The following is a 25219-nucleotide window of genomic DNA, read 5'->3' as shown; positions in this document are numbered from 1 at the left end:
TCTCACCCCCTCACCATAATGTCGTCCAGAAAGCCACCCACGATCTCCGCCGCCCGGCGGTGCATATCTCCAGTGACGTGGGTATAGGTGTCCAGGGTGAATGACGCTTTGGTGTGTCCCAGGATACCAGAGAGGGTCTTGGCGTCCACGCCGCTGGTCAGGGCATGAGTGGCGAAGGTGTGGCGCAGGTCATGGAACCGGATGCCGGGCAGACCGGCACTTTTCAGCAGGGTCTTCAGGCGGCTGTAGGCCCTGCCGGGATTGACCGGGTCCTCCGGGCGGAGAGGGTTAGGAAAGATCCACTGGGAGCAGGAGCGCTTCTGCCGCTCCCGCAGCAGCTGTGCCGTACTGGGCGGCAGGGTGATGGTGCGCCGGCCCTTTCCCGTCTTGGTCTCGCCGGTGGTCACTCCGCCGCCCTTGCGCTGGTGGAGCGTCCGGCGCACTGTCAGCGTCCCCTTCTTCCCGTCGAAGTCGGACCACATCAGCCCGCAGATCTCACCCCGGCGCATCCCGGTGGTCAGCTCAGTGTAGAAGAAATCGCACCAGACAGGGTCCTTTTTGATCTCCTCCATGAACCGCTCCAGCTGCTCGTTGTTGAGGATCTGCTTGGCGGCGGTCTTCTTTTTGGGGAGGGTGACATCCTCCGTGGGGTTTCTCGCCGTGAGCCGCTCCCGCACCGCCGCGTCCATGGCCTGGTGGAGCACACCGTGGAGACTGCGGACGGTAGAGCCGGAGAGCGCGTACCCGTACTCGGGATGCTCGGTCTTGCGCCCGTTCTTTTGCACCTCCCGGTACAGAGCCTGTACGTCGGCGGAGGTCACCTTGCACACCGGTCTGTCCCCCAGCCGGGGCTTGATGTAGCACTCGATGTACTGCCGGTAACCCTTCAGCGTGGACTCACGCACCACGGGCGAGACGTACTCCTCCAGCCAGCGGTCCAGCCACTCTCCCAGCGGCATTCGGCTATCCTCGCTCAGGTCCACATCCCGGTACTCCTGGATGCTCTGGTGCAGCTTTTTCATCAGGGCCTTCTGACTTTTGGCGGAGACGTAGCGGAAGATGGACTCGCCGTTCTCCTTGTGGCCCACCACGATGCGGCCCTCCCAGCGTCCGTCCTCCCGTTTGCGCACCATGCCATCGCCGGACGGTCTGCGCTTTGCCATCTGTTATTCACCTCCAGTCCGGATATCTCCGTCGTTGTCATCCATGCACTCGGCCATGATCCTGACGCCCAATCGGAAACCCAGGATGAAATTCTCGGTTGCCGTGATGCTGTTGATCTCATGCTGGGAGCGGGTGAACCTTGTGAGGGCCTGCTGACCCTCCTCGTTGAGGAGTTCCATCAGCTGTGCCTCGCACTTGGCAACACGGTCTACTGCCCGCTTCAGCTCTGAGCCAGGTATCATCTGTTGCTCACAGGGTGTGATGTTGCCGTAGTAGAGATCCTCCAGAGTCGTTCTCATGTCTGCTACCTCCTTTGCAACACCAACACATACCACACTTCGTCGGGAATAGCTACTACTTTTTTACAGCCCGCCGTTCTGGTAGCGGACCGCGTCGTCCAGCGTAACACTGCCGCCGGTCTTTTTTACATTCTGGACGCACCGCCCACGGAGCGCCTTGAGCTGCTCATCGGGAATCTCCATCCCCGCCGCCAGCACATTCATCACCATGTCCTGCTCCACCGCTAGCTTGAAGAGCAGTCGGCAGACGCGGTTCTCCGAGTCCTGCACTGTACCGCGAATAGCGGACATGTACATAGGCGCTACGGCTGTGCAGTCTCCCGCTGTCAGGTAGTCGCAGTAGAACCGCAGAGCAATTTCCACGAACTCATTTTGACTGCGACAGTGTGCTAGCGGCATCGCCGCTTTGATCTTCCGGTCGGTATCCGGATCAATTCTCATCTGAAATCTCACTTTTTCTTCTGCCATGATGTTATCCTCCAAAACTGTGTTTTTCGGGGCTTTCGCCACCTGTAATGCCTGAATTTTCCTTGCGGCAGTAGAGTTTGCGCCCTTATCAATGCCATATCCAATGCCACGCCGGGGAATTTGATGCCATTCTGCGATTTGCACAGTTTTTCTTAAAATGTACCGCAAACGGTTCCAAGCTTCGGCGTTTCCCCTCTCCCGGCCCGCATTGCGGGCCGGTGTGACCCGGCGTGGCGGCGCAAGGCGCCACGCCTTTATCCTGCACTTTTTTCGACCCCCCGGTTCACCTGACCGTTTTGAAAATCGCTGAGGTCACCCGTTCCGTACACCGGGCCGCACAGCCCCGACACACCGCGTTCCACTGTTGGGGGCGTTGTAGGATGCCCAGCCGGCAGGGGCGGCTCCTGAGCCGCGCACAGCTGCGACAATCGTGCCTGTGCTTTCTGCCGTTCTACGGCCAGCTCCAGCTGACTGAGCTGCCGCTCGTGGTAGTGATCCACTGCCTCCCGAATGGGGCGGATGTAGTAGCGCAGTGTGCCGTTGCGCTTGCGTCCGTCTCGGGTGACGACGGTGGTGGGCTCCGTGCGGATGAGGCACTTGTCCTCCAACTCCAGCACATACTTGCGGACGGTGTTGGCGCTCATCTTCACCGCTCTGCCGATGGTGTTGTAGCTGGCGTAGGACTGGAAGGTTTTCCTGTCCTCGATGTGCATCAGGTAACCGTAGACCGCAATGGCGCCGTAGGACAGCCCCAGGTAGAACACCTCATTGGGCAGAGGAGAAAAATTCTTGGTGGGTTCGTGCTTGGAATAGAGATCGTATCTTTTCACGCTGTACCTCCCGTGTGCTCCTCCACCCAACGGATGAACGCCTCCTTGGGAATCACGATGCGGCTGCCGATGCGCAGAGAGGGGAACCCCTGCTCGTGCATCAGCTCGTACCCGCTGGACGGTGAGACGCCCAGCACCTTCGCCACTGTCTCCGTGTTCAGGAACAGCGGCAGCTCATCGTAGGTCTTGTAGATGGATTCTTTCATACTGTACTTGCTCTCCTTATTAGTTGTGATGATTTTTCTCTCTGCATTGGAGCACAGGACAGAGTGTGATAGCCGTCCACACTGTTCTTGCCATACCAGAGAAAATAAAAAACCTACACATCCCTGCTGGCAAAACAACCAGCGGTACAGAATATTGTACCGCGAGATCTTGCACAGCCTCGGATATGTAAGTCGGAAGTAGAGCGAGGCAGTTTATTCAGTTGTTGTACTCGAATATACGTTCTGTGCATAGGATACTCGATCAGGCAGCTTTTGTCAAGAGGGTGCGTATAAAAATTTTTGGAATTGGGAATACTATAAAATTTTCCATGGCTGTTGGGGTGTGCTCCTTGCGTCCGACGATATGGGCGACCTTGATTCTCCATTTGAAATCGAATAAAATATTGACAGACGAACCGTATCGTTCAACTGGACACGGGCGGAGATGCGACTTGAGGATTGCCACTTGGAACATCGAACGGCTGAGGCACAAAAAATTCCTGGAGCAGATTCTGCTTGCCTGTGAGCAGACTCAGGCGGATATCCTCGTGCTTACCGAGACAGACCATCGTGTGAGCCTGGATTATCCGTACAGCTTCCACACGCCGCCACTGACAGATCTTCAGCCTGTATTCTATAACCCCACCGAGAACAGAGTATCCATCTACACAAATTACCCTTGTATCCGACAGCATAAGACCTGCGACGAGTATACCACACTGTGTGTTGAGTTGGAGACCCCTAAAGGCCGTCTGTTGGTCTACGGAACCATCATCGGCATTTATGGAAACAGACACCCCTCGTTTCAGCAGTCCCTGACCCAACAGCTCGATGATATCAAGCGGCTGTCCGCCGGCGGGACGCCTGTGTGTATTTGTGGCGACTTCAACTGTAGCTTTTCCGACGGTTACTATTTTACGAAGCAGAGCAGAGAGACTTTGCTCCGCACCTTTTCCGATTACGACATCGACCTGCTTACAAAAAATGAGGCAAAGTGCATCGACCACATCGCTGTCTCGAAACGCTTTATCTCCAACAGCGGCATTCAGATCGCAGAATGGAATCAGGATAAGCTGCTGTCTGACCATAAGGGCATTGCTGTGTGCTTTTCGTAGCGGCTTGACTTTTTTCTTTGGATATTGAGGAGCAGAATCTGAAAGCCAAGAGTAGACTGCAGATGCGGTCTGCTCTTGAGTTTCGTTGGGCGGTTGCTATGCGTAGAAGTTGATGCTGTTGGGGATTCCAAGGAACAGGTAGCAGTAGGTGATGCCGTTGTACTGGGTCACCCCCACTCCGATGCAGTCGCATCTTGGGTCGATCATGGTCTCGAAGTGTCCAGGGGAGTTGATCCAGTTGTCGACGGCGTGTTGGGCGGCATCGGCTGTGCCGGTGAACACAGTGAGGTTATCACCGAAGCCATAGGGGTAACCGGCGTCTGCAGCGGCCTTGCTTTCTTCCGGAGCGTGATGCCAGGTGTAGCGCCGGTTGGAGCAAGCCTGGGCGGAATTCATCAGGGCTTCGTTTATGGGCAGCTCCGATACCCCATTGGCCTTGCGGGTCTGGTTAATCAGGCGGATCATCTCCTGGCGTATCTCAAGGTTGTCCGTTAGGCTGACGCTGTTCCCGTCGGCGGGGGCTTCCGGTGTGTCAGGAGTAGCGGGGCCGACCGTCAGCGTTACGGTTCCGGACTCTCCCGCGCTGTTGGAGGCGGTGATCTCCGCACTCCCTTCCGCTTTGGCAACAGCTGCCCAGAAGGTCAGTACCTGCTCTACCGCTACTGTGTCCGGGTCGCTGGAGGTAACAGTGTAGTCTGTTCCACTGGGCCCGATGATGAGGCCGCTTCGCTCTCCCACCTCCAGGGTGCTGCCCTTGTAACTACTTATCCGGATGGACTTGGCTGGTGCTTCTGCTGTTGCGGCAGGAAGGGTGAGGGTAACTGCAAGGGTAGTTGCTGCCAACGCGGCGATGCATTTTTTCATACTGGCCATACTTTTTCCTCCTGTATTCAGTATTTTTGGTGCTCTTGGCAACCAACACAATACCGAATGAAGGAGCAAAAGTCGATAGAAAAGAAAAATAGAAATAGAGAAATTAGCATGTCAAAACGAAGCATTTTAGCCAAGTTTTTTATTTCAGTGCCTCATAAAATTTCCGGATTTTCTGTGCCATTAGCACACGCCTTTGCTCCAGAAAACGAGGATAGTCCTCAATTCCCATCTGAGCAAAGTCCTCTGGAATACAGTTCTCCTCCAGATTTTGCCTCAGCTGATCCAAATCAGTGATTCCACCATAGACCGGTTTCCCAGTCTCACACTGGTGAAGAACAACCGCCATATAATCCTTTGGTGCGTCCGCACTGATTTTAATATTGATTTCCGACTGCAAATAGACATAGTTGGCGATCTGGTTGTACTGTCCTTTGCTGGTAATCCCATTCCGAATTAAGTACTTCTTAGGGAAGAGATGGTGGATATCTCCACGTTCCTCCAGCATCGCTTTCACTTCTATGTGTTCACCCAGGAAACCTTTGTCGTGATTCTTAACCTGGGCCATCAGGAACACGTTGAAATAGGGGCTACTGGCCACTGAGGTATTCAGCCGATCCACCAGCACATTGTTCCAGAACGCGTCGGAGAGCTCGCCGGCCTCTACCTGTTCCAAATATTCGAGAGGATTTTCATAAGTATTGAACCGCTTCACGTCATAGTCGAAAGCGGATTCAGGTGAACCCGAGTAGCGGCCGGTCAGGATCGTCAGGACGATCCAGCGGCGAACAATTCGCTCAATCATGCTGGAGTCGATTTCCCGTGCTTTCAAGGTGAGATACAGGATATAGCCAAAATTCAGCACATTCTGGGAGCGCACCTGAGAGGCCCGCTCCACACCGACAGATTTCAAAATCATGACGTACCTCTGGAAATGGGTCTGATTGACCACATCCAGAACCGCGTCATGCAAATCGTAAAATGCTCTTTCCGCAATCTCAGCTTTGAAATCCCTGGCTTCAAAGTCACGACCGGACAACAGGCTGACCAGGTCGGAAAGCCGTCCGCGGCTGAACTTATAGGTGAACGCAACACGGAGAACATCACTGTAATCCGGTTCATAAATATCCTCATTCTCATTGACGATCCACTCAATTTTGTGGAACTCCGGTGTCTGAGCAAAAGTGGTATCATTGGATCTGATCTCGCTGTAATCCGCCGGGACCTGTAAAAAGTGGCAGAAGTAATCGATCATCTTTCTGATGGTATTTCCGCCGAATTCTTCATTGCTGGAAATCTTGCTCATGGCAAAGTCAGCCTGGGAGAGAACAACACCCTTGGAGTTGATTCGGATAAAAATGTCTGTGACCTGTTCAATATCCAACTCATGAGAGAGATTAATGACTCCGAGATTGTTATTTTCAATACTTTTCAAGCGTGTGATAATATCGGAGATCTTAGACATTCCCTCGTTGTCAGTGATTCCGTTTTTCTGGCAATAGTCGATGACAAAGCCAAATGAATTAAAACCAGGATCGAAAATTGCAGCAATATCAGGAATATATTTAGCGTCCTTGAGAATCGCCGGGTTCACCACATCGAAACGCTCTTCCTGGGGATTAAATGCAATTTTTATAGGGAATTTTCTGTAATCAGCACCCACGACCTCTTGTCCAACAATCGCAGCAGCCAAAGCGGTGATGCGCTGCTGCCCATCAATCAAGACTTTTTTGCCGGAGGATATGGTTCCATCCTTCAGTTTTACATCCGGGTTCTGCCAAACGATGATGTAGCCAACCGGATAGTTTTGATACAGGGAATCGATCAGATCACGCACCTTGGTGCTGTCCCAAACAAAGGGACGCTGAATTTCAGGGATTGCGATACTCCCGTCTTTGATGCTGGAAAGCAGAGAACTGACCGCAATATTGTTAACATCATATCTTGCCATAGTACAACTCTCCTCCGATAAGTTTCTACAACGCCGTTCTCAGCGCCTGTTCGATTTGCTTTTTCTCATCACTGCCATCTGTTTTGAGACGCAGCAGAGGAATCCCGTATTGCGATAAAATATGATTTTTCTTTTCATCCCGCATCGCCTGGACGCTGCTGGCAGCGTGAAAGGCTGTTCCATCCACCTCAATCGCCAGCAGCGGTGACTTGTCCATTTTCCGGAACAGAAGAAAATCTACATGGGTCAACGGGTTTCGGGCATAAGCGGTTTCCTCATGATTCAGCAGAGAATAATCTTTTACAAGATTGACCAGCGACACATGGACAGCACTGGACACAGCAGAAAATTCCGGTTCCATAAGAACGCGTTCAATTACAGCATAGAGCAGATTTTCTGAATCATACTCAGAGATTCGCCTGTGCTTTTGCAGAAAAACACATCGCTGCTGAGCGTAACCTTGATAAAGAAGGTCAAAAATGGAATAAACGGCGCTTTCTACAACCGCACAGTTGTTGTACTCGATATAGCGGGCCAAGTCCCCATAGTTTGTCTGGTCATTTCGTGGATCTTGGGAGGTAACGACTGTCAGAGATTTGACCGCCCGAGACACCGCTACATTCAGCATACGGGGATCATCTACAAATTCTGTAATCACATTATCCACCGAAGTCAAAACAATCGCGTCTTTCTCCCGCCCCTGAAATTTGTGGACGGTAACCGCTTCAATGCCGCCTCCCAACTGGCTTTGAAGCGCAGCTACCTGATCCCTATAAGGTGTAATGACACCAATGCTTCGGTATCCTTTTTCTTGCAGGTGTGGAAGAACTTCTTTTTGAATCACATCAATCTCCCGCTGATTCAGGCGGCCACGGGCGTGGTTTCCCGGCGCTGTCCGATACATCGTCAGTACATCCGGCTCGTCGTGGTCAGCCGTCATAACGATCAGCTTTCCGCCATAGAATTTCTGATTGCAGAAATTAATGATCTTGGGGTGACAGCGATAATGCTCCCGCAGCAGCACCGTGGGTGCCTTCGGCCATGCCGCCAAAGCAGATGATAGCAGACTATGTGCGGAAAAATGATAGACTTCCGGAAGAGAGTACCGGTTCCATATCGCCTCACTGGTCTGAATATCTCTGTCGTTCAGAACATTAGGAAGCTGCTGGAGATCGCCGACAATCACAATATTTCGGGCACAAGCAAACGCTAATACGCCAGTGGCCAGATCCACCTGAGATGCTTCGTCTACAATCAAATAGTCATAGATGTGGTCAATATTCAATGTGCCTTTGATGGAATATGTAGTGCTTAGAACGACCGGATATTCTCGGTTAAACTCATTTGACCGCCCCCGAAAATCCCGCATCTCAAAGGTTCGGCGTTCCTCTTTCCATTGATAGGTATTGCTCAGCTCCGCTCGGAATAAGCGAAGGGACTTCTCTGTCAATTCCTCCATTTTCTCAGAAAAAGAATAATTTGTAAGTCTCTGTTCCAGTTGGATTCGTTCTTCTGTCAGCTCCCGCTGCCGCACGACATAAAATTGTCGTTGAAGATAAGGAATCACCAATTCTGGAGACTGGAGGAAGATCTTCAAGGCGCTGAGATTGAACCGAAACATGATAGAGATTTTTTTCAGCAGGCCCAACCTGCTTTCACGTTCAGCGTGCTGTTCGTATTCCAGCCAGAGATTCAGAATCTGTTGCGAAGAAAGCCTCTTTAGATTCTCCTGCGGTGCCTGTGCATAAGTCTGATAGTATTCGTCAAAGTAGTGCTGCTCTGGTCTGAGCTGTAAAAATTCCTGCTTGATCTCCGCGATCCGATTCTTTGCGTTGAGCATATCGTTCAATTCTTTGGAGAGCGCGGTCACTTCCTGATTGAGCAGCGTTTTTCCCTTCTGCCCTAAAGTCCATTCCCCCATATCAGGGTATCTGCCGGTCTGGGCCTCCAGGAAACATTCCTTATTGCTGATACTTCCCAGGAAAGCAGTGAGAAAAGAAAGCCCCTTTTTCTCCAACTTCTCCGCGACGTTGAGGGTTGCAGAATTGTTGTTGGATACCACTGCCACCGTTTTTCTGTTTCTTACTGCGTTTGCAATAATATTTAGAATCGTCTGCGTCTTACCAGTACCTGGCGGGCCCTGGATAATGCTGATTTGAGAGGACAGCGCGTTTTCTACCGCGACTTTCTGGCTTTGATTCAGGCCAAAGGGATAGATAACGGTCTCTGGGAGGGGAGCTGTTTTAGGCTGTCTGCCAAGCTCCAGATAGCAAGCCAAAACGGTTTCTTCACTGACAGTTTGAATCCGTTCATACTGCATGCTAAGGATATTAATTTCATTTCCCACCACCAAGCTGACAGCTCCTGCCGTCTCCTTAAAATAATCGAAAATACATTTTTGACTGTCTTCTGTCAAGCAGTTGTGCTGGATCTCCACTTCTTCTCTGGGATAAGAAAGTGTTTTCTTCCCGCTGCAGACAAGACGATAGTATGGACCAAAATCTAAAATCATATCTACTTGGGTCATACAAACGCCTTTGACGGTAACAATCAGACCAGCAGGATCAATGCGCTGTTGCAGCTCCAGAATTTTTACCTTGCCGCCTTGATAGTGGTACACTTGAGGAGAGCTGGTATAAATGATATCACAAGCGTCACCACAGGGCCGAAACTCCTTGACAGAATCCGTTTTGTCCTGGCCATTGATCAGAATTAGGTATCTTTCTCTATCCATTATGATTCTCCCTGTGACAGCTTTTACAGAAATACTTTTTTGCGCTTTGGTTGATAAGGCTATGAACATCTTCTGTTTTTTGAAGAATGAGGAGCAGATTACGCTTCAAGCAATTTAGAACAGCAAATTTTGATTTATCGCTCTGGCGGACGAAGGCGGCAAATTGTTCTTGAAGCGGGAGCGGGGGAAGCGGAACATCAATATTGGCTAAAGTCTGTTGACTCAAATTTTGAACATTCGCTCCCCGACCTCTTAACTTCTTTCGCACAGAATCCATTCTGAGAAGATGCAAAAGATAAATTTCATTTAGACAATTAGCTTCTTTCCTAAATCGAATACAGAAACCACTAAAGGTAGCAATCCTGTCCGTGAATTTGACCAAAACACTGCGCCCAACAAGTTCTTTGTTCCCATTTGATCTGACAAAAACAATATCACCGTTTTTAAGTAGGTAATCCTCTCCTGGCATTTCATTAAGTGAAATGCCGGAGAGAGGGGTGTCTTCATGGATCGTTAGCCTACTCTGAAAGTCCGCTACACCCAGACATGAAATATCAAAACCGCTATCCTTAGTCGAAAAATTCATTCCATTTTTGCATTTTCCCATCTCAAGTAGAGGTGTTGTTTTCCAGTGCATTGGATTGGCTACTGGATCACCAAACTCCCCCAGAAATTGAGAATTGCAAACAACTTGCTAACGATTAAGCGATATATTTCCTATGTGACTCTTTCACATTATTTTGGTTGACCATTGCGTATTGGAGTGTGGTATCGATGCTCTGATGCCCAAGGAGCTGCTGAACCTGCTCGATTGGCATTCCTTTGTCAATCGCCATTGTGGCCAGGGTCCTTCTAAATTTATGAGGGTGAACCTTATGAAAACTCAGTTCACGGCCAATTTTTCGCAGACGTATCTCAACACCGCTGATTTGCAGACGCTCGAATGGTTTCAACAGGGAGACGAATAATGCATCGTTCTCATCGGGGCGTTCTTTCAAATACCGCTGGAGATGAATTTTAGTTCTCGCATCAAAATAGACCTTTCTCTGCTTATTTCCTTTTCCAAAAACGATACATTCCCGATTTTCAAAATCCACATCGCTCCGATTTAACTTCACCAATTCGCCGACACGAATACCAGTGGAAGAAAGCAGATCGATCATCGCCAGGTCGCGCAAATTGTCACAGTGATCACGCATCAGCTCCAGGGATTCATCCGAGTATGTTTCTTTAACGGTCTTCCCAGTCTTTACTTTGTGGATTCTCCTCACGGGACTTTTTATAATGTAATCCTCATCTTCAAGCCAGGAGAAAAAGGATGAGAGAATCCGTCTCACATTATCGAGAGTCACCTTGCTGACCGTTCCTCGTCGCTGGTAATTGTCGAGGTATAAACGAAGATCCTCCGTTGTTATTTTGCGTTCCGGCTTATTGATCTTCTCCAACATATTTCGGATCGTGGACTCATAATAGCGCAGAGATTTTTCTGAACAACCTTCCACGCGCTTGGCCGAAATAAAAAGCGGCAGCCAATTGGACATCTGTGATTCACTGTCTATGGAGGCCTGTGCATTCAACACAGACAAATGTCTGCGCAACGATGCCAATAGCTGTTTCATTTGGTTTTCGCTCAAGCTTTCAGAGAGTTCATGCTGAATATTGATGATAATTTCTTCAATCATGGTGTTTCCTCCTTGTCGTATTCCTCCGTTTGAGGCGTACCCACGAGCCGGAGGAAACTCCATGACCCTGTTTTTCAGCCGAGTTGCTCGGAAATGATACGTTTGTAGGTGGCGGTCAATTCTGAAAGGGCTTGTTCCAGTTCAAATTTTGATTTATCGCTCTGGCGGGCAAATTCAACAAATTGCTCCTGTGCTGAATGATTTGGTACTATTATTTTCAAAGATCGCAGCTTATCCATAGATATGTTATACATTGACCCACTTGTTCCTGTAGCCATCTCGGATAGTACCTTGCGCATAGATGGATGACTCAAAAAATGTTTTGCAAAGACAGGATGGATGCTTTCCTTGAATACAAGTTTCCAGAGCTTATCTGGAAGGAATAAATTAGGATAATCTTCATCAATCAAAGCTGTTGCACCAACATATTCTCTTGTATTTGCACGACTAAAAAGCAAATCTCCCTTCATGGGGCATATTCCTTTGCTTACCTGCTTTACATCATATAATACTTTGTATTCGTCCTCTTTGAAATAGCCATAGGTAACTGCACTAACTTTCAAAACAGCTTTTTCACCTTGCCGAAGAACACCTGGACTTCCATTTAGGCACTGTCCTGCAACAATACATTCTGTTTCTTGTCCAATTGTTGATATAGGTAACTTCAGAGTATTCCAAGCTGGATCTCCAAACCACTCGATAAATTGAGACTTAACAAGCTCATCTGTAACAGAAATCAACTTTTTATAGCTTTCTATTGTATCATTGATAGCCCATAATACCTCTGCCAATTCCTTTTGTGTGTCTAAATCCGGCAGTTCAAATTCCAAATCTTTCAGGTCGCGCCAGTTAATTGTTGGCGACAAAGAACCTACCGATATTTTGATGGCAGCATCTAAAAAGTAGTCGGAGCTGATAAACAGAGGGAAGAATTTCCTGTCAACAACCTTTTCTTGAGGCCTAAGAACCATGCCATGTGCAGAGAATATACCATCAAAAGGTGCAATAGCAACTTTCTTCTGATAGGCTCTACGTTTTCCAAACAGGACGTCGCCTTTCCTCATAACCAGCTTTTCGCCGATAGGAGCAACGTCTGAGCCGAAGCGTGTAACATTCAAACTGCCAGTATCCAAATGCTCCAAGCCGATATAAGTAAAGCGATCTTCCTCAGCAGGCTTTTTCTTTTCCTTGCTATTGATCGCAATCTGTTCAAAACGATATTTCGCCATCACGCACACCTCCTTGTAGAGGTGGAATGAATGGGGAAAGCTTTGCAGCTTACAGAATCGATAAATTGAGATTTCACCAACTCATCCGTAGCAGCAATGAGCTGTTGATAGGATTTCTTTGTATCATCCATCGCCCACAAGAGTTCCGCAAGTTCACGCTGCTTGTCCATATTCGGCAACTCAAACTCATAACTTTTCAGGTGTTCCCACTTGACACGGGGAGAAAGTGAACCCGCCGATTTTTCTACGGCAAAACTAAACAAAGCATCATTTTGAATGATAAAAGGCAGTAATTCAGGAAGGAGATAGTTTGGCTTCGCCTCAATAACTGTAATGTCACCAGAGCAGATTCCATCAAACGGCGCAACAGCAGCTTTTTTCAGGTAAGCCCGACGGCGACCAAAAAGCACATCCCCTTTACGGAACATTTTTGTAAAGGTGTTATCACTACCCTCATCCCAAGAAGTAAGTGTGATTTCCTCTGGTGTTAAATGCTCGAGTCCAACCGTGGGATACCCATCTTTATTGCCTCTACAGGTCTCCCTGCGTTCCTCGGCCACATCGCCAAGCAAAACCTTACTCACCTTCCTGCGCCCCCTTTCCCAAAAGTGAATTCAGCTTCTTATAACTCAGCTTCATGGTTTCCGAGGCGGCCATCCAGCTGTCATAATGTTCCTGAACGGAGCGGGTATCCGTCTCCGCCATCTCAGTTTCCTGCTTGACATAGAGGGGAATACTGAGGGAAAAGTTGTGATCCGCAATATCTTGTATGGTGGCTACCCGCGCGAAACCAGCCTCATCAGAATACTGGTGATAGGCTTTGGCAATCTTCTGGATATGCCGGTCCTCCAAATAGCTTTGCGCATTTTTTCGCTCCACCTCGTTTACCGCGTTGATGAAAAGCACCTGTCCCCGCCGCTCCGGGCGCTTATTCATGCGGCAGATCATGATGCAGGCCTCCATGGGGGAGTTGTAAAACAGGTTTGCCGCCAGACCGATCACGCATTCGACGCGGTCACTGCGCACCAGCTTCTCCCGCATGGCGCTCTCCTCGTTGCGAAACAGAACGCCGTGGGGAAACAAAATCGCGCACCGCCCGGTCTCCTCCTTCAGGCTGGTAATGATATGCTGCAAAAAAGCATAGTCCGCCCGCCCTTGGGGCGGCACTCCCAGGAAGTTGCGGCCATATTTGTCACTCTCAAAGGCGGCGCGATCCCATTGGCTGATGGAATATGGCGGATTGGCCAGAACCAGGTCAAACTGCCGCAGCCTGCCGTTTTCAATAAACGCGGGTGTGGCCAGGGTATCGCCGTTTACAATGCGGAAGTCCTTGACGCCGTGGAGAAACAGGTTCATCTTTCCGATGGCGGAGGTCAGTGCGTTAATCTCCTGTCCGAAGACCGCAACATTGCGCCATTCCTTCCCCTGCTCTTTCAGGTAAGCAATCGCGGAGATCAGCATACCGGCGCTGCCGCAGGTGGGGTCGTAAATGGACTCCCCCGATTCTGGACGGAGCATCTCCGTCATCAGATGGACAACGGTCCGGTTGGTGTAAAACTCCTGCGCTGTGTGACCACTGTCATCTGCGAATTTTTTGATGAGATACTCGTATCCCTGGCCAAGCTCATCCTCTGGGCAGTTTGCGATGGAGAGCGTCCTGGTACTGAAATGCTCCAGCAGGTCTTTCAGTAAACGGTCCGGCAGACGGTTTTTATTGATCCATGCCCCATCGCCAAAAATCCCTTGTAATTTATCGGAATTGGCGTTTTCAACTTTTCGGAACGCCTCCACGATTGCCACGCCGACATTTTCTGAAACTGCATGGACGTCATTCCAGTGGCTGCCCTCGGGAACGATAAATGTATGAAGTTCACGCTCATCAAACTCAGCGGCATCTTCGCCGTATTCCTCCTGCGCTGCGGCGGTCTCCTCATCGTACACATCACAGATTCGCTTAAAGAACAGCAGCGGGAATATGTACTGCTTATAGGCTCCCGCGTCAATATTTGTGCGGAGGAGGACGGCGGAGTTCCACAGATAGGACTGTAATTCCTCAATGGTGATTCGTTTATTCACTGACGTACCCTCCCTCCAGCAGAAGCTTTTTCATCTTTTCCTCGGCCCGGAGCATAGCCTCATAAGCCTCAAAATACTGTCTGCGTACTTCCTCTGGGGGAATTGTTTCCTGCTCTTTTTTCTCAATGTAGTTGTTAATGGCAAGAGTGTAGTCTTTTTCCCGTATATCGGCAACCGTTGCTATTTTGACGCGCTCGATCACATCTTCATAGGCCGAGTAAAGGGAATAGACTCTTTGAATATCTTCCTCAGTCATAACATTCTGTGCTCGCTGAGGTGTGTAGATGCCGGAGGCGTCAATCAGGCAAACCTTTCTGCGGTGCTCCGCACTTTTGTTGTTGTTCAAAAAGAGGATGCAGGCGGAAACGCCGGTGGAGTAGAAAACGCCGCCGGTGAGTGTGATCACACCCTCCAGCTTGTCGGACTCTACCAACTGCTTTCGGATCTCTCCCTCTTTTCCACCCCGGAACAGGACGCCTTGGGGCAGGACGACAGCGCACCGGCCTGTCTTGGGATCCATGGATTTGACCATGTGCTGGAGCCACGCGAAGTCTCCGTTGGAGTCCGTGGGGCAACCCCAGAAGTTGCGCCCGTAGATATCGCTGCTAAACTGCTCCGCCCCCCAGTTTTTCAAGGAAAAGGGGGGATTCGCCACCACACAGTCAAAGGTTTGCAGGCTGCCCCGCCAGAGATAATTAGGGCTTCGCAGTGTGTCCCCCTGGGTCACGTTAAAATCTCTTGCGCCATGCAGAAACAGGTTCATCCTGGCAATGGCGGAGGTGGCCAGATTCTTTTCTTGACCATAGATTCGGCCGTAGGTTCGCTTGTCACCCTTCATGTAACGAATCGCTTCAATCAGCATACCGCCTGTGCCGCAGGCGGGGTCATACACCGACTCGCCCACCTGCGGGGCCAGCAACATAATCATCAGCTTAACAATGGAGCGTGGGGTGTAAAATTCGCCGGCGTTCTTTTTTGATAAATCCGCGAATTTCTTGATCAGGAACTCATAACTGTCCCCCATCACGTCGGCAGAATAATTGTTGTTGCCAACCTTTATTTTGGACATATGCTCGATCAAATTTTTCAGCCGCTCGTCGGATAGCTTTGACTTATCCGTCCAGTTTGCGTCATCAAAGCTGGAGAATACCCCGCTCAATGTATCGGGGTTCGCCCGCTCAATCCCGTTCATAGCATTTACAATGGCAACACCCACATCCATGCTCGCCTCCCGGACATCCTGCCAATGGCATCCCTCTGGGATCACAAAGCGGTGGTTCTCCGGGAAAGCGGCATATTCCTCATCCCCGCCGGATTCCTCCAGCGTAGCCTGGGTCTCCTCGTCATAGACGTCGGAAAGTCGTTTGAAAAACAGAATCGGTGTCACATAGCTTTTGTATTCGTCCTGGTTGATGGGGCCCCGCAGGATATTGCACGCCTCAAACAAGTGAGAAAACAGTTTCTGGCTGGTGGTCTCCTCGGAAACTGATGTGCTGTTTGCGGCATCCTCGTCAGCAAAATCAAAGGCAAGCTGCATGATTTCAGAACGCTTGCTGGCTTTGATTCCAGCGCGCTCCGGAGATCGAATTCCGACGTTTCCGGCCTCACCTGCTTTTTCCGCTTTCGCCGGATAGATACCCTCAAAATCCATGAGGACTTTTAAAAGGCGCTTGTCTAAAAAGGTCAGGGCCAGTTTCCGCATGGGAGCGGGTACACCGTAATAGGCCTCTGCAACCGCCCCGGTAATCGCCGCCAGGGTATCACTGTCGCCGCCGATAGAGATTGCGTTCCGGATGGCGTCTTCAAAGCCGGTGGACTCAAAAAAAGCCTCCAGCGCCTGGGGCACGGTATCCTGACAGGTCTCGTTGAACTGATAGGTACCACGGATGGAATCCAGCGTGAAATCAATCGGGTAGTAGTTCTTCGTGATATAGTCCTGAATTTCCAGCAGGCTTTTTCCGGTGCGGGCGAGATAAACCGTAGCAGCAGTGGCCTCGGCGCCTTTGATTCCCTCCGGATGGTTATGGGTCACCTCGGTCACCGCTTTGGAGAGGGCTTTTGCCTCTTCAAGAGACCTTGCCGCATACCCGCAGCCGCTTACCCGCATGGCGGCGCCGTTTCCAAAGCTGTTGTAAGGCTTCGGATGATCGGAATACATCCACCTGTAAAAAGATCCACCATAGCCGCTGTTCGGATACGGGCGGCCAATCTCCTGCATGGAGCGGACTGCCTGCTCTCCCAGACCGGTAAAATCCGGTCGGCAGCGCATCAGCGCGTCGCATACGGCCAATGACATGATGGAATCATCCGTAAAGAAACACTGGTGCGGCATCAGGTCAAAGTCCTTGGAGCGGTGGTTGTTCCACTCAAATCTGGAGCCCACAATATCTCCAATGATTGCGCCGATCATAGTTCCACCTGCCTCCCATCAATAATATTGCTCGATGTAGCTGTACGCCTTGTCAAAGACATCCTTGTCTTTGATCTTATACTTGATCCAGACTACACTGCGAAGGGCCTTCTTGACCTCCTGCTTGCCGGCCGTTGTGCTCTGCCAGCCATCGAAGCGGACAATTTTCACAATGCTGTCAATATCAGCAACGATGCGCTCTACAATGACAGGCGTATTTTTGTTCCTCACACCATTGAACAGCTCCGTCAAGGCGGCGATCCCTTTATCAATTTCCTGCTCCGGAACGACATCTTTCTCCGCCCGAGCTGCTTCCTTCGCCAGTTCCAAAAGAAGCTTCAAAAATTCAATGCTGGTAACAAGACCCTGTTCATGTTTCTCGCGCAGGGCTTCCAACTTCTCACCCAGCCGGATAAATTTGGGGTCTTGGGCATGGTTCAGAATCTTTGCCACAAGGCTGATCTCAACCTTTTTTGCCGCTTTTTTTAAATCCTTCTGCTTCTCCAGAAAATCATCAATCAGGTCAGCGTCCATGGCAAGAATGTCCATATCTTCGTCAGTCTCGCCGACCGTAACATTCTGATGAACCAGCTCAATGGTCTTGGCCCCAAGGGAGGCCCAAATCAGACCCCCTCTGCCGTCGGTGGGTTTGACGGATTCGTAGACACGGGACAGCCACTGGTAATCCGACTTGTATGCGTTCAAGAAGATATCCGGCGACAGAGCGTCCCAAGCCCGGTTCAGCACACGATAGTCGGCGGCAAAGGTATCCTTTTCCTTGTTGGTGGGGAGACATTCCTGGGCCGCCATCAGTCCTTCCCAGCCCTCTATGGTACGATCGACCCCCATAAAATAGCCAAGGCATTTTTTCATCAGCGTCGGCAGCTGCTTTTTAATCTCCTCGATATTGGTGATGATTTGGCGTATACTGGTCTCGTCAAAATCAAGAGCCTTCGCCACATCGTCAAAAATTCCAATATAATCAACGATCAATCCATGGGTTTTCCCTTGATCATATGTGCGGTTTGTACGGCAGATCGCCTGCAGCAGCGTGTGATCCTTCATGGGTTTATCCAGATACATCGCCTGCAAAATAGGAGCATCAAACCCGGTCAGCAGCTTGGAGGTGACGATCACCAGCTTCAGCTCGCTGTTTGGGTCCCGGAACACGTCCAGGATCTTTCCCTCCGCATCACGATCACGGCGGTATTTCCTGTAGCGATCCTCCTTGTCGTTATTGGCATCCATAACAATCGTAGTGGCATCCTCGCCAAGCAGTTCGTCCAGGATTGCTTTATACATCAGGCAGCACTCCCGGTCATAAACCACGATTTGTCCCTTGTAGCCGTTTGGCGCAATTTTTGATTGGAAGTGCTTTGCGATATGTTCGCAGACCTTTCGAATGCGGGCCGGGTTATACATGATAGCCTTCATGTTGACGCGGCGGGAAAGCTCATTCTTTTCCTCCCTGCTCAGCCCTGCCTCATCGGTCATTGCCTCAAATGCCCGGTCCAGTTCATCTTTGTTGACATGCAGCTCCACGGGAACCGGCTCAAAATGCAGGGGCAGCGTGGCGCCGTCCCGGATGGAGTCGGAGAAAGAGTACCGGCTCATATAGCCGGTGCGGTCCTCCTCCGCGCCGAAGGTCAAAAAGGTATTTTTGTCCACCCGGTTGATCGGCGTACCGGTAAGACCGAAGAAAAACGCGTTGGGAAGGGCCATGCGCATCTTCTCACCCAGGTCCCCCTCCTGGGTCCGATGTGCCTCGTCCACCATAACAATGATGTTGTCTCGGGCATTCAGCTCTCCATTGACCTCACCAAATTTGAAAATTGTTGTAATCAGAATCTTCCGCATGTCTCCGCGGAAGAAAGCGGAGAGTTCCTCCTTGGTGGACGCGCTGGTCAGATTGGGAATGTCGGAGGCGTTAAAGGTCGCCGTGATCTGTGTCTCCAAATCAATGCGGTCATCCACAATCACAACCGTAGGATTTTTGAGTTCAGGTACCATACGCAGCTTCTGCGCAGCAAATACCATCAGCAGCGATTTGCCGGAGCCCTGGAAATGCCAGATCAGCCCTTTCTTCGGATACCCGGCAAGGACACGGCTGACGATCATATTCGCACCCTCAAACTGTTGATAGCGGCAGATGATCTTATATTTCCGGTACTTTTTATCGGTGGCGAACATAGTGAAGAACTGGAAGATGTCCATAACCTTTTCCGGTGTAATCATATTTGCTATGCTGATCTTCACATCCGCAAGGCCGCCCTCCGCCTTATGATCAGAGGTGTGCCACGGTCCCCACATATTGATGGGCATATTCACGGAGCCGTAGCGGTAACACTTCCCCTCTGTGGCAAAATTGAATACATTTGTGACAAACATGGCGGGAATGCTTTTCTCATATGCGGAAATATCTCCAGCGGCGTCAAGCCATGTAATGGCACTGCGGACAGGCGTCTTCAGTTCGCCAATCGCAATGGGAAAGCCGTTGATCAGCAGCACAATATCCAGGCGTTTGCCTCCATCCGCCTGAGGATATACCCATTGGTTGGTGACGACATATTCATTTAAGGCAATATCCTCTTTGCGCATCGTACCAAAGAAGCGAATCGGAACCATACGACCGTCTTTTCCAAAGGGGAAGGAGTTTTCTTCAAACACCAGCTTTTTAAACAGCTCATTCTGGGTCACCAGGTTATGCGGCTGTACAGACAAAATAACAGTTCGAAGCTTATAAATGACCTCGTCAGCACGGGAAGGTTCCGCTGCGATCTCAGGATTCAGCCGGATCAAAGCTTCCTTCACCATGGGCTCCACCATAACATCCGAATACATACGCGGAAGCTTCTCAGCGGGAATGTATGTCCAACCATTCTCTTTCAAAATGGAGATTATCATTTGCTCCATAGTGTTGTCTTCATTAAATAGAGCTTTCATGTAACCTTCCCCCTTGCCATGCTTTTGCTTGTAATCTTCTCAAAATTTCCTTATCCGCCGGGCAAAACTCGTACTGCGGTATTTCATCCACTTTAATCCACTGAATATCATTATGTTCCAACATTTTTGGAGTTCCCTCGATAATTGCCGCATTGAACAGTGTCAGATGTACATTCAGGTCCGGGTAATCGTGGTCGACTTCCATAAACACTTCACCCGCTGAGATGGTAACAGCCAGTTCTTCCCGGCACTCCCGAATGAGGGCATCTTCTTTGCTCTCTCCCGGTTCCACTTTACCGCCCACAAACTCCCACAGCAGTCCCCGTGCCTTGTGAGCTGGACGCTGGCAGATCAAAAACCTGCTCCCGTCCCAGATCAGCGCTGCCACAACCTCTGTCGCTTTTTTCTCCATACCATCCGCCGCCCCCAATTTGCCTTTTTCCCTCATTTATGCTATTTTATTGAGTATACCACAATTTCCCCCCTGGGGGAAGAGCGTAATGGAGGTGCAATGCCGTGGTACGAGAGATTATGCGGGATGAAGCGTTCCTCTCCCAAAAGGCTGAACCGGCCACTTTGGAGGACTTGCCTGTCGCTCAGGACCTGCTGGACACTCTGACTGCCCACAAGGACGGCTGTGTAGGCATGGCGGCCAATATGATCGGCGTCTGCAAGCGAATTATCGTCTTTGACAACGAGGGCAAATACACGGTCATGTTCAACCCGGAGATCATCAAGAAATCCGGATCTTACGAAGCGGAGGAGGGTTGTCTCTCCCTCACCGGCATCCGGAAGGCCAAACGCTGGCAATCTATCAAGGTGCAGTATCAGAATGAGCAGTTTCAGATTCGCTTCAAAACCTTTACCGGCTGGACGGCCCAGATCATCCAGCACGAAATCGACCACTGCGAGGGGGTACTGATTTGATATGGACTTCAACGCCTGTATTGCCTGTCTGACGGGAAAAGACGCCAAGGCCACCTATGCCCTTGCCCAACAAATCACCGCCGAAAGCAGGGCATCCGACGTTTGGTATCCTCACTTTAACAACTTTGCCGCCCTCCTGCGCCATAAAAATTCCCTGGTTCGCAACCGGGCTATTTCCATTCTTGCAGCCAATGCCCGTTGGGACAAGGACGGTAAATTTGACTTGCTGCTTGATGAATTTCTGTCCCACGTCACCGATGTAAAGCCAATTACAGCCCGTCAGTGCGTGGCGGCTTTACCGGAAATTGCAGAAGCAAAACCGAATCTCATTCCCCGTATCCGGGCGGCATTGGAACAGGCCGACTTGAGCGGATACCCGGATAGTATGCAGCCGCTGGTTTTGAAAGACATCGTGGCGGCGCTGCAAAAAATGGAGCGTTTCTCATGAAGACGCGGGGGGCGGTAGAACTTGGTCTGACCATTCCTCTCCAGCGGCATTTGCACATTAAAGCACTCCCCTACAGCCAGGAGCCGGACTGCCGCTTCTGCTGGGACCTCCACATCATTCCGCTGCGGGGCAGGCCCAGTCTGCTGGCGGTCCACTGCCATACGCGATACACATTTGTGTTGTATGATCTCAATCGCCTGGAATGGGAGCGCCTGCCGGACGTTTTCCTGGACGGTTTGCGGCTCAGTTTATCCGTCGCCGGTTTTCCCGCAGAAGAGACGAAGAAGCTATGCGGTTCAGAACTGCCTCTGTTCACCAGGACCCATGGCCGCCGGGAGGTGGCGTTTTTAAACCGCGCCTGGGAGGATGTGATGGTCGCGAAGCTGGCCCTGGACGAAAGCAGTCAAAGTCAGCCCCTGCTGGATCAGCTTGTCAACGCCAAACTCAGTCGCTGTGCCGGAATAGAAGGCCTGGATACAGCGGCAAGGCGGCTGACGGAGATGCTTTCCCAAATCTGAAAGGAGGGGGCTCTATGCGCATCATCATCGCCCCGGCGAAGAGAATGGTGGTGGACACGGACAGCTTTGCCATGGACAGCCTGCCCCAATTTCTGGAGCAGACAGAGCGGCTGAAAGCCGCCCTCCAGAGCATGTCCCCCCAGGACTTGCAGGCCCTCTGGAAGTGCAATGACGCCATCGCCAAACTGAACATAGAGCGGCTGGCACAGATGGACCTGCGCCGCAACCTCACTCCGGCGATTTTCTCCTACGAGGGCATCCAGTACCGCTACATGGCCCCCGGCGTAATGGAGACAGCCCACCTGGACTACCTCCGGGAGCACTTGCGCATCCTCTCCGGCTTCTACGGTCTGCTGCGGCCCTTCGACGGTGTGACACCCTACCGGCTGGAAATGCAGGCGAAGCTGGAGGTGGACAGCTGCCGGGACCTGTATCAGTTCTGGGGGGACCGTCTGGCTCACCAACTGGCCTCGGAAACAGACGTGGTGCTGAATCTGGCCTCCAAGGAGTACAGCAAAGCGGTGGAGGCTCATCTGCCAAAAGCCGTCCGATTTGTCACCTGTGTCTTTGGAGAGCTGAAAGACGGCAGGGTCGTCGAAAAGGGTACCAAATGTAAAATGGCCCGCGGGCAGATGGTGCGCTGGCTGGCGGAGAACCAAATCAAAAGCCCGGAGGACCTTTTGGCCTTTGATCATCTGGGCTATCAATTCTGCCGCTCCACATCGGTGGGGAATCACACCGCTTATCTTTGGATACAGTCCCGCAAGGATTGAGCCGCTTCCTGGCCAGGAGCGGCTTAATATTCCGTACTCAGCAGGAAATCCGCAACGTGCATCATCTTGATCCTCTGGTAATTTCCGCTGGCCTACCTGCTAATACAGGGGTGTTTTTAATTGCTAAAGTATATAGTTATAACTGCAACACTCACTTCACATCAAAAGTTTTGCGGTTTATATCCGCAAAACTTTTTCACCAAGGTAGCTTCGACGGCCTCCAGCATCGGAGAATATCCCATATAAAATCCCCAGATTCAGGAAAAACTGAATCCGGGGTGATAAATTATGGGATTTTTCCGCGGTAGAACTAAGACGGGCCCCTATTTTGAGGGCTGGTACTTCAAGCACCAGAATCCGCAGGGACAGACTCTGGCGCTGATTCCCGCGTTCCATATCGACAGAGAAGTACACTGCACTGCCTCCCTCCAGGTCATTTCAAAGAATCAGACGTGGTGGCTGGAGTACCCGGAGGCACAGCTACAAGTCTCCCGGCAGCCTTTTCAAGTGCAGATTGGAGCGTCCAGCTTTGGCAGTCAGGGGATCGACCTCCATATCCAACAGGACAATCTTTCCCTCTGTGGCTCACTGCACTATGGTCCTTTTACCGCTCTGCGCTCTGACATCATGGGGCCGTTCCGGTTCTTCGCAGGGATGCAGTGCGCCCACGGCGTCATCAGCATGGGGCATTCCCTGGAGGGAGCACTGGAGCTGAACGGCGAATGCTTGGATTTCTCCGGTGGAACCGGGTATATTGAGACGGATCGAGGCCGCTCTTTTCCCAGCAAGTACCTCTGGACACAGTGCGTTTGGGGCGGCCCGGAACGCGGCAGTCTGATGCTTGCAATTGCGGCGATCCCCCTGCCTGTGGGCGGCTTCACTGGCTGTATTTGCTCTGTTTTATACCATGGCCAGGAATACCGCCTAGCAACCTACCGGGGCGCCAAAATTGAAAAGTGGTCTCCCTCCGGTGCGGTGATCCGTCAGGGGCAGTACCGCCTGGAAGTAGAATTGCTGAACGAGCAGCGGCAGGCCCTCCGTGCTCCGGTAGAGGGCCGCATGGAGCGCACTATCCACGAGAGCCTCTGTGCGGAGGTTCGTTACCGCTTCTGGCACGGGGACAACCTCTCGCTTCAGCATACTGACTCAAATGCTAGTTTTGAGTATTCCTTCGTAAACTGATTGCCTCTGCCGGCAAAATATCCTCGCCTTTGCTCAAAAACTTCAAGCGCATTTTTGCCGGTCATAATTTTAGCATTTGGCCCCATGCTTTGGATTTTTCTTTTATCTTTGGATATTCTCCTTCAGAATCTGAGTGCCTGTCCCGGCAGAAAACCGTTGTAAAACCTTCCCATCAGAGTTAGAATACAGACAAAATAACACGAAAAGTATTTCCTGTCCTGTATTATTATAAAGTTTCCGAAAAATTTAAAACAGGCGCAATTTATATCTTGTACTCCTTGACAAACAAAAATCTTGTTGTATAATACAACGATTTAGTTCACGCTAAATGGTCGGGTCGGGAAAATAAAATATAGGGGGATACTATATGCACGACTTTAAATATGTTACCAGAAAAGAACGTGCCCCAGTCAAAAACGACCTGATTGCTATTATAAAAAGGACCCAAAATTTGCTTCGGGATGATTTTACTTTTCGCTTTGATTTCGTGGGAAGTGATAGGCGTAATATGGTGACTTACGTCCCACAAACAAATATTGGCTATGATTTTGATGTTAATCTGGAGGTCAACGACGATGATTGCAATTATACTCCGGAAAAAATCAAATTCAAAATTATACAGGCGTTGAATAAGGTAGCCCATAAGTATGGATACGATTACGCTGAAGACTCGACCCGTGTTATCACCATCAAATTCAAGGACAGAAAAAACTCGCGTATTCTTCACAGCTGCGATTTTGCCATTGTAAATAACTATACAGATGAAGAGGGCCATAAACGGCAAGAATATATTCGTTTCAATAAAAGGCAGAACAGTTACACTTGGGAGGAACAGCCTGGTGGATACTATATACTTTGCGAAAAAGAACAGTGGATAAAAGATAATAGACATCACGATGAATTAAGAAAACTGTACTTAGACAAGAAGAACAAGAACAGCGATTTAAGGAAACATTCACGATCTCTTTATGCTGAAGCTGTACATGAGATTTGCCAAAGATATGGCTTCTATGATTAACTTTGCCGTTGGTTTGAGGATGATAATATCCTTTTGACCACAGAACCTACCACAGACGTGGCCGGAACACATGGAAAACACCTCGTTAAAGAGGCTTGCAGATGAAGTGAACTCCAGCAGAAATGGCTAAAAGGAGCAAAAACAAGCCAAAAAAGTTTTATGAATCTTTTCGCATCGCAGAGGTCGAGGGTTCGATCCCCTTCGAGTCCACCAACTTGCATTGACAAAAAAGATGCAGACAAAAATCCCGCACTTCGGTGCGGGATTTTTGCATATAAAATCAAAAAACTCAAAGCAATTAGGTAGTGTTCACATAAGGGGCAAAGTATGATACAATAGGAGAATGGAACTGAATAGAGAACAGTATGAAAAAATT

General features: G+C 50.2%; 23 protein-coding genes. 7 read left to right on the top strand and 16 right to left on the bottom strand.

Annotated features, from left to right (window positions below; genetic code table 11):
• Positions 1-2: 2 nt before the first annotated feature.
• From NFS22_RS18410 to NFS22_RS18390, 5 genes are all read right to left on the bottom strand, one after another.
• Positions 3-1163 (bottom strand): tyrosine-type recombinase/integrase, encoded by a 1161-nt coding sequence (locus NFS22_RS18410; RefSeq protein ID WP_251319187.1) that lies wholly within the window; start codon positions 1161-1163, stop codon positions 3-5.
• 3 nt (positions 1164-1166) lie between these two features.
• Positions 1167-1463 (bottom strand): DUF6809 family protein, encoded by a 297-nt coding sequence (locus tag NFS22_RS18405; RefSeq protein ID WP_251319186.1) that lies wholly within the window; start codon positions 1461-1463, stop codon positions 1167-1169.
• Positions 1464-1526: 63 nt separating this feature from the next.
• On the bottom strand, positions 1527-1931 hold the full coding sequence (locus tag NFS22_RS18400; protein ID WP_251319185.1) for a hypothetical protein: 405 nt from the start codon (positions 1929-1931) through the stop codon (positions 1527-1529).
• A gap of 254 nt (positions 1932-2185) precedes the next feature.
• Complete coding sequence (locus NFS22_RS18395) at positions 2186-2761, bottom strand: helix-turn-helix domain-containing protein (RefSeq protein WP_251319184.1); 576 nt, start codon at positions 2759-2761, stop codon at positions 2186-2188.
• Positions 2758-2967 (bottom strand): helix-turn-helix domain-containing protein, encoded by a 210-nt coding sequence (locus NFS22_RS18390; RefSeq protein WP_251319183.1) that lies wholly within the window; start codon positions 2965-2967, stop codon positions 2758-2760. Before NFS22_RS18390 ends, NFS22_RS18395 begins: the two co-directional genes overlap by 4 nt.
• A 452-nt stretch (positions 2968-3419) precedes the next feature.
• Between NFS22_RS18390 and NFS22_RS18385 the strand changes: the two genes are divergently transcribed.
• Positions 3420-4082 (top strand): endonuclease/exonuclease/phosphatase family protein, encoded by a 663-nt coding sequence (locus NFS22_RS18385; RefSeq protein ID WP_251319182.1) that lies wholly within the window; start codon positions 3420-3422, stop codon positions 4080-4082.
• Positions 4083-4178: 96 nt separating this feature from the next.
• Here NFS22_RS18385 and NFS22_RS18380 read toward each other — a convergent pair whose 3' ends face one another.
• The 11 genes from NFS22_RS18380 to NFS22_RS18330 form a co-directional block, all read right to left on the bottom strand.
• On the bottom strand, positions 4179-4955 hold the full coding sequence (locus tag NFS22_RS18380) for a CAP domain-containing protein (protein ID WP_251319181.1): 777 nt from the start codon (positions 4953-4955) through the stop codon (positions 4179-4181).
• Positions 4956-5094: 139 nt separating this feature from the next.
• Entirely contained in the window at positions 5095-6903 is a 1809-nt protein-coding gene (locus NFS22_RS18375; protein ID WP_251319180.1) for a GmrSD restriction endonuclease domain-containing protein, read from the bottom strand.
• A 25-nt stretch (positions 6904-6928) separates the two neighbouring features.
• Positions 6929-9637, bottom strand: a complete 2709-nt coding sequence (locus NFS22_RS18370; protein WP_251319179.1) for an AAA domain-containing protein — start codon at positions 9635-9637, stop codon at positions 6929-6931.
• Positions 9630-10274: a restriction endonuclease subunit S gene (locus NFS22_RS18365; RefSeq protein WP_251319177.1), complete on the bottom strand. Its 645-nt coding sequence runs from the start codon at positions 10272-10274 to the stop codon at positions 9630-9632. Before NFS22_RS18365 ends, NFS22_RS18370 begins: the two co-directional genes overlap by 8 nt.
• Positions 10275-10338: 64 nt before the next feature.
• Positions 10339-11319, bottom strand: a complete 981-nt coding sequence (gene xerA, locus NFS22_RS18360) for a site-specific tyrosine recombinase/integron integrase (protein ID WP_251319175.1) — start codon at positions 11317-11319, stop codon at positions 10339-10341.
• 74 nt (positions 11320-11393) lie between these two features.
• The gene (locus tag NFS22_RS18355) at positions 11394-12548 is read right to left on the bottom strand and encodes a restriction endonuclease subunit S (RefSeq protein WP_251319174.1); all 1155 of its coding nucleotides are present in this window, start codon (positions 12546-12548) and stop codon (positions 11394-11396) included.
• Positions 12548-13132, bottom strand: a complete 585-nt coding sequence (locus tag NFS22_RS18350) for a restriction endonuclease subunit S (protein WP_251319172.1) — start codon at positions 13130-13132, stop codon at positions 12548-12550. Before NFS22_RS18350 ends, NFS22_RS18355 begins: the two co-directional genes overlap by 1 nt.
• Positions 13125-14624 carry a type I restriction-modification system subunit M gene (locus tag NFS22_RS18345; RefSeq protein ID WP_251319171.1) on the bottom strand — a complete coding sequence of 500 codons (1500 nt, stop codon included), beginning with the start codon at positions 14622-14624 and terminating at the stop codon, positions 13125-13127. Before NFS22_RS18345 ends, NFS22_RS18350 begins: the two co-directional genes overlap by 8 nt.
• A complete protein-coding gene (locus NFS22_RS18340; protein ID WP_251319170.1) occupies positions 14617-17034 on the bottom strand; it encodes an N-6 DNA methylase in 2418 nt (805 codons plus the stop codon). Before NFS22_RS18340 ends, NFS22_RS18345 begins: the two co-directional genes overlap by 8 nt.
• An 18-nt stretch (positions 17035-17052) precedes the next feature.
• The gene (locus NFS22_RS18335) at positions 17053-19947 is read right to left on the bottom strand and encodes a type I restriction endonuclease subunit R (RefSeq protein ID WP_277614885.1); all 2895 of its coding nucleotides are present in this window, start codon (positions 19945-19947) and stop codon (positions 17053-17055) included.
• Positions 19948-19960: 13 nt separating this feature from the next.
• A complete protein-coding gene (locus NFS22_RS18330; protein ID WP_251319168.1) occupies positions 19961-20389 on the bottom strand; it encodes a (deoxy)nucleoside triphosphate pyrophosphohydrolase in 429 nt (142 codons plus the stop codon).
• A gap of 104 nt (positions 20390-20493) precedes the next feature.
• Here NFS22_RS18330 and NFS22_RS18325 point away from each other — a divergent pair, with 104 nt between their 5' ends.
• From NFS22_RS18325 to NFS22_RS18300, 6 genes are all read left to right on the top strand, one after another.
• A complete protein-coding gene (locus NFS22_RS18325; protein ID WP_251319167.1) occupies positions 20494-20904 on the top strand; it encodes a peptide deformylase in 411 nt (136 codons plus the stop codon).
• Position 20905: 1 nt separating this feature from the next.
• Positions 20906-21352 (top strand): SufBD protein, encoded by a 447-nt coding sequence (locus NFS22_RS18320; RefSeq protein WP_251319166.1) that lies wholly within the window; start codon positions 20906-20908, stop codon positions 21350-21352.
• Positions 21349-21870, top strand: a complete 522-nt coding sequence (locus tag NFS22_RS18315; RefSeq protein WP_251319163.1) for a DUF6933 domain-containing protein — start codon at positions 21349-21351, stop codon at positions 21868-21870. The genes NFS22_RS18320 and NFS22_RS18315 overlap by 4 nt, the downstream gene beginning before the upstream one ends.
• Before the next feature lie 14 nt (positions 21871-21884).
• A complete protein-coding gene (gene yaaA, locus NFS22_RS18310) occupies positions 21885-22643 on the top strand; it encodes a peroxide stress protein YaaA (RefSeq protein ID WP_251319162.1) in 759 nt (252 codons plus the stop codon).
• 288 nt (positions 22644-22931) lie between these two features.
• Positions 22932-23825, top strand: a complete 894-nt coding sequence (locus tag NFS22_RS18305; RefSeq protein WP_251319160.1) for a tocopherol cyclase family protein — start codon at positions 22932-22934, stop codon at positions 23823-23825.
• Positions 23826-24192: 367 nt separating this feature from the next.
• On the top strand, positions 24193-24843 hold the full coding sequence (locus tag NFS22_RS18300; protein ID WP_251319158.1) for a hypothetical protein: 651 nt from the start codon (positions 24193-24195) through the stop codon (positions 24841-24843).
• Positions 24844-25219 lie beyond the last annotated feature (376 nt).

This window comes from Flintibacter muris (genome assembly GCF_943192995.1).
In the GTDB taxonomy this organism is placed as follows: Bacteria; Bacillota; Clostridia; order Oscillospirales; family Oscillospiraceae; genus Lawsonibacter; species Lawsonibacter muris.
Note: the sequence above shows the minus strand (reverse complement) of the source record. Positions and strands in the feature narration are given on the sequence as shown.

What these genes read in the sequence shown, in the direction of transcription:
- NFS22_RS18410 (WP_251319187.1), bottom strand. Translation starts at nt 1,163, where the DNA reads ATGGCAAAGCGCAGACCGTCCGGCGATGGCATGGTGCGCAAACGGGAG.
- NFS22_RS18405 (WP_251319186.1), bottom strand. Translation starts at nt 1,463, where the DNA reads ATGAGAACGACTCTGGAGGATCTCTACTACGGCAACATCACACCCTGT.
- NFS22_RS18400 (WP_251319185.1), bottom strand. Translation starts at nt 1,931, where the DNA reads ATGGCAGAAGAAAAAGTGAGATTTCAGATGAGAATTGATCCGGATACC.
- NFS22_RS18390 (WP_251319183.1), bottom strand. Translation starts at nt 2,967, where the DNA reads ATGAAAGAATCCATCTACAAGACCTACGATGAGCTGCCGCTGTTCCTG.
- NFS22_RS18380 (WP_251319181.1), bottom strand. Translation starts at nt 4,955, where the DNA reads ATGGCCAGTATGAAAAAATGCATCGCCGCGTTGGCAGCAACTACCCTT.
- NFS22_RS18375 (WP_251319180.1), bottom strand. Translation starts at nt 6,903, where the DNA reads ATGGCAAGATATGATGTTAACAATATTGCGGTCAGTTCTCTGCTTTCC.
- NFS22_RS18370 (WP_251319179.1), bottom strand. Translation starts at nt 9,637, where the DNA reads ATGGATAGAGAAAGATACCTAATTCTGATCAATGGCCAGGACAAAACG.
- NFS22_RS18365 (WP_251319177.1), bottom strand. Translation starts at nt 10,274, where the DNA reads ATGCACTGGAAAACAACACCTCTACTTGAGATGGGAAAATGCAAAAAT.
- xerA (WP_251319175.1), bottom strand. Translation starts at nt 11,319, where the DNA reads ATGATTGAAGAAATTATCATCAATATTCAGCATGAACTCTCTGAAAGC.
- NFS22_RS18355 (WP_251319174.1), bottom strand. Translation starts at nt 12,548, where the DNA reads ATGGCGAAATATCGTTTTGAACAGATTGCGATCAATAGCAAGGAAAAG.
- NFS22_RS18340 (WP_251319170.1), bottom strand. Translation starts at nt 17,034, where the DNA reads ATGATCGGCGCAATCATTGGAGATATTGTGGGCTCCAGATTTGAGTGG.
- NFS22_RS18335 (WP_277614885.1), bottom strand. Translation starts at nt 19,947, where the DNA reads ATGGAGCAAATGATAATCTCCATTTTGAAAGAGAATGGTTGGACATAC.
- NFS22_RS18330 (WP_251319168.1), bottom strand. Translation starts at nt 20,389, where the DNA reads ATGGAGAAAAAAGCGACAGAGGTTGTGGCAGCGCTGATCTGGGACGGG.
- NFS22_RS18320 (WP_251319166.1), top strand. Translation starts at nt 20,906, where the DNA reads ATGGACTTCAACGCCTGTATTGCCTGTCTGACGGGAAAAGACGCCAAG.
- NFS22_RS18315 (WP_251319163.1), top strand. Translation starts at nt 21,349, where the DNA reads ATGAAGACGCGGGGGGCGGTAGAACTTGGTCTGACCATTCCTCTCCAG.
- yaaA (WP_251319162.1), top strand. Translation starts at nt 21,885, where the DNA reads ATGCGCATCATCATCGCCCCGGCGAAGAGAATGGTGGTGGACACGGAC.
- NFS22_RS18305 (WP_251319160.1), top strand. Translation starts at nt 22,932, where the DNA reads ATGGGATTTTTCCGCGGTAGAACTAAGACGGGCCCCTATTTTGAGGGC.
- NFS22_RS18300 (WP_251319158.1), top strand. Translation starts at nt 24,193, where the DNA reads ATGCACGACTTTAAATATGTTACCAGAAAAGAACGTGCCCCAGTCAAA.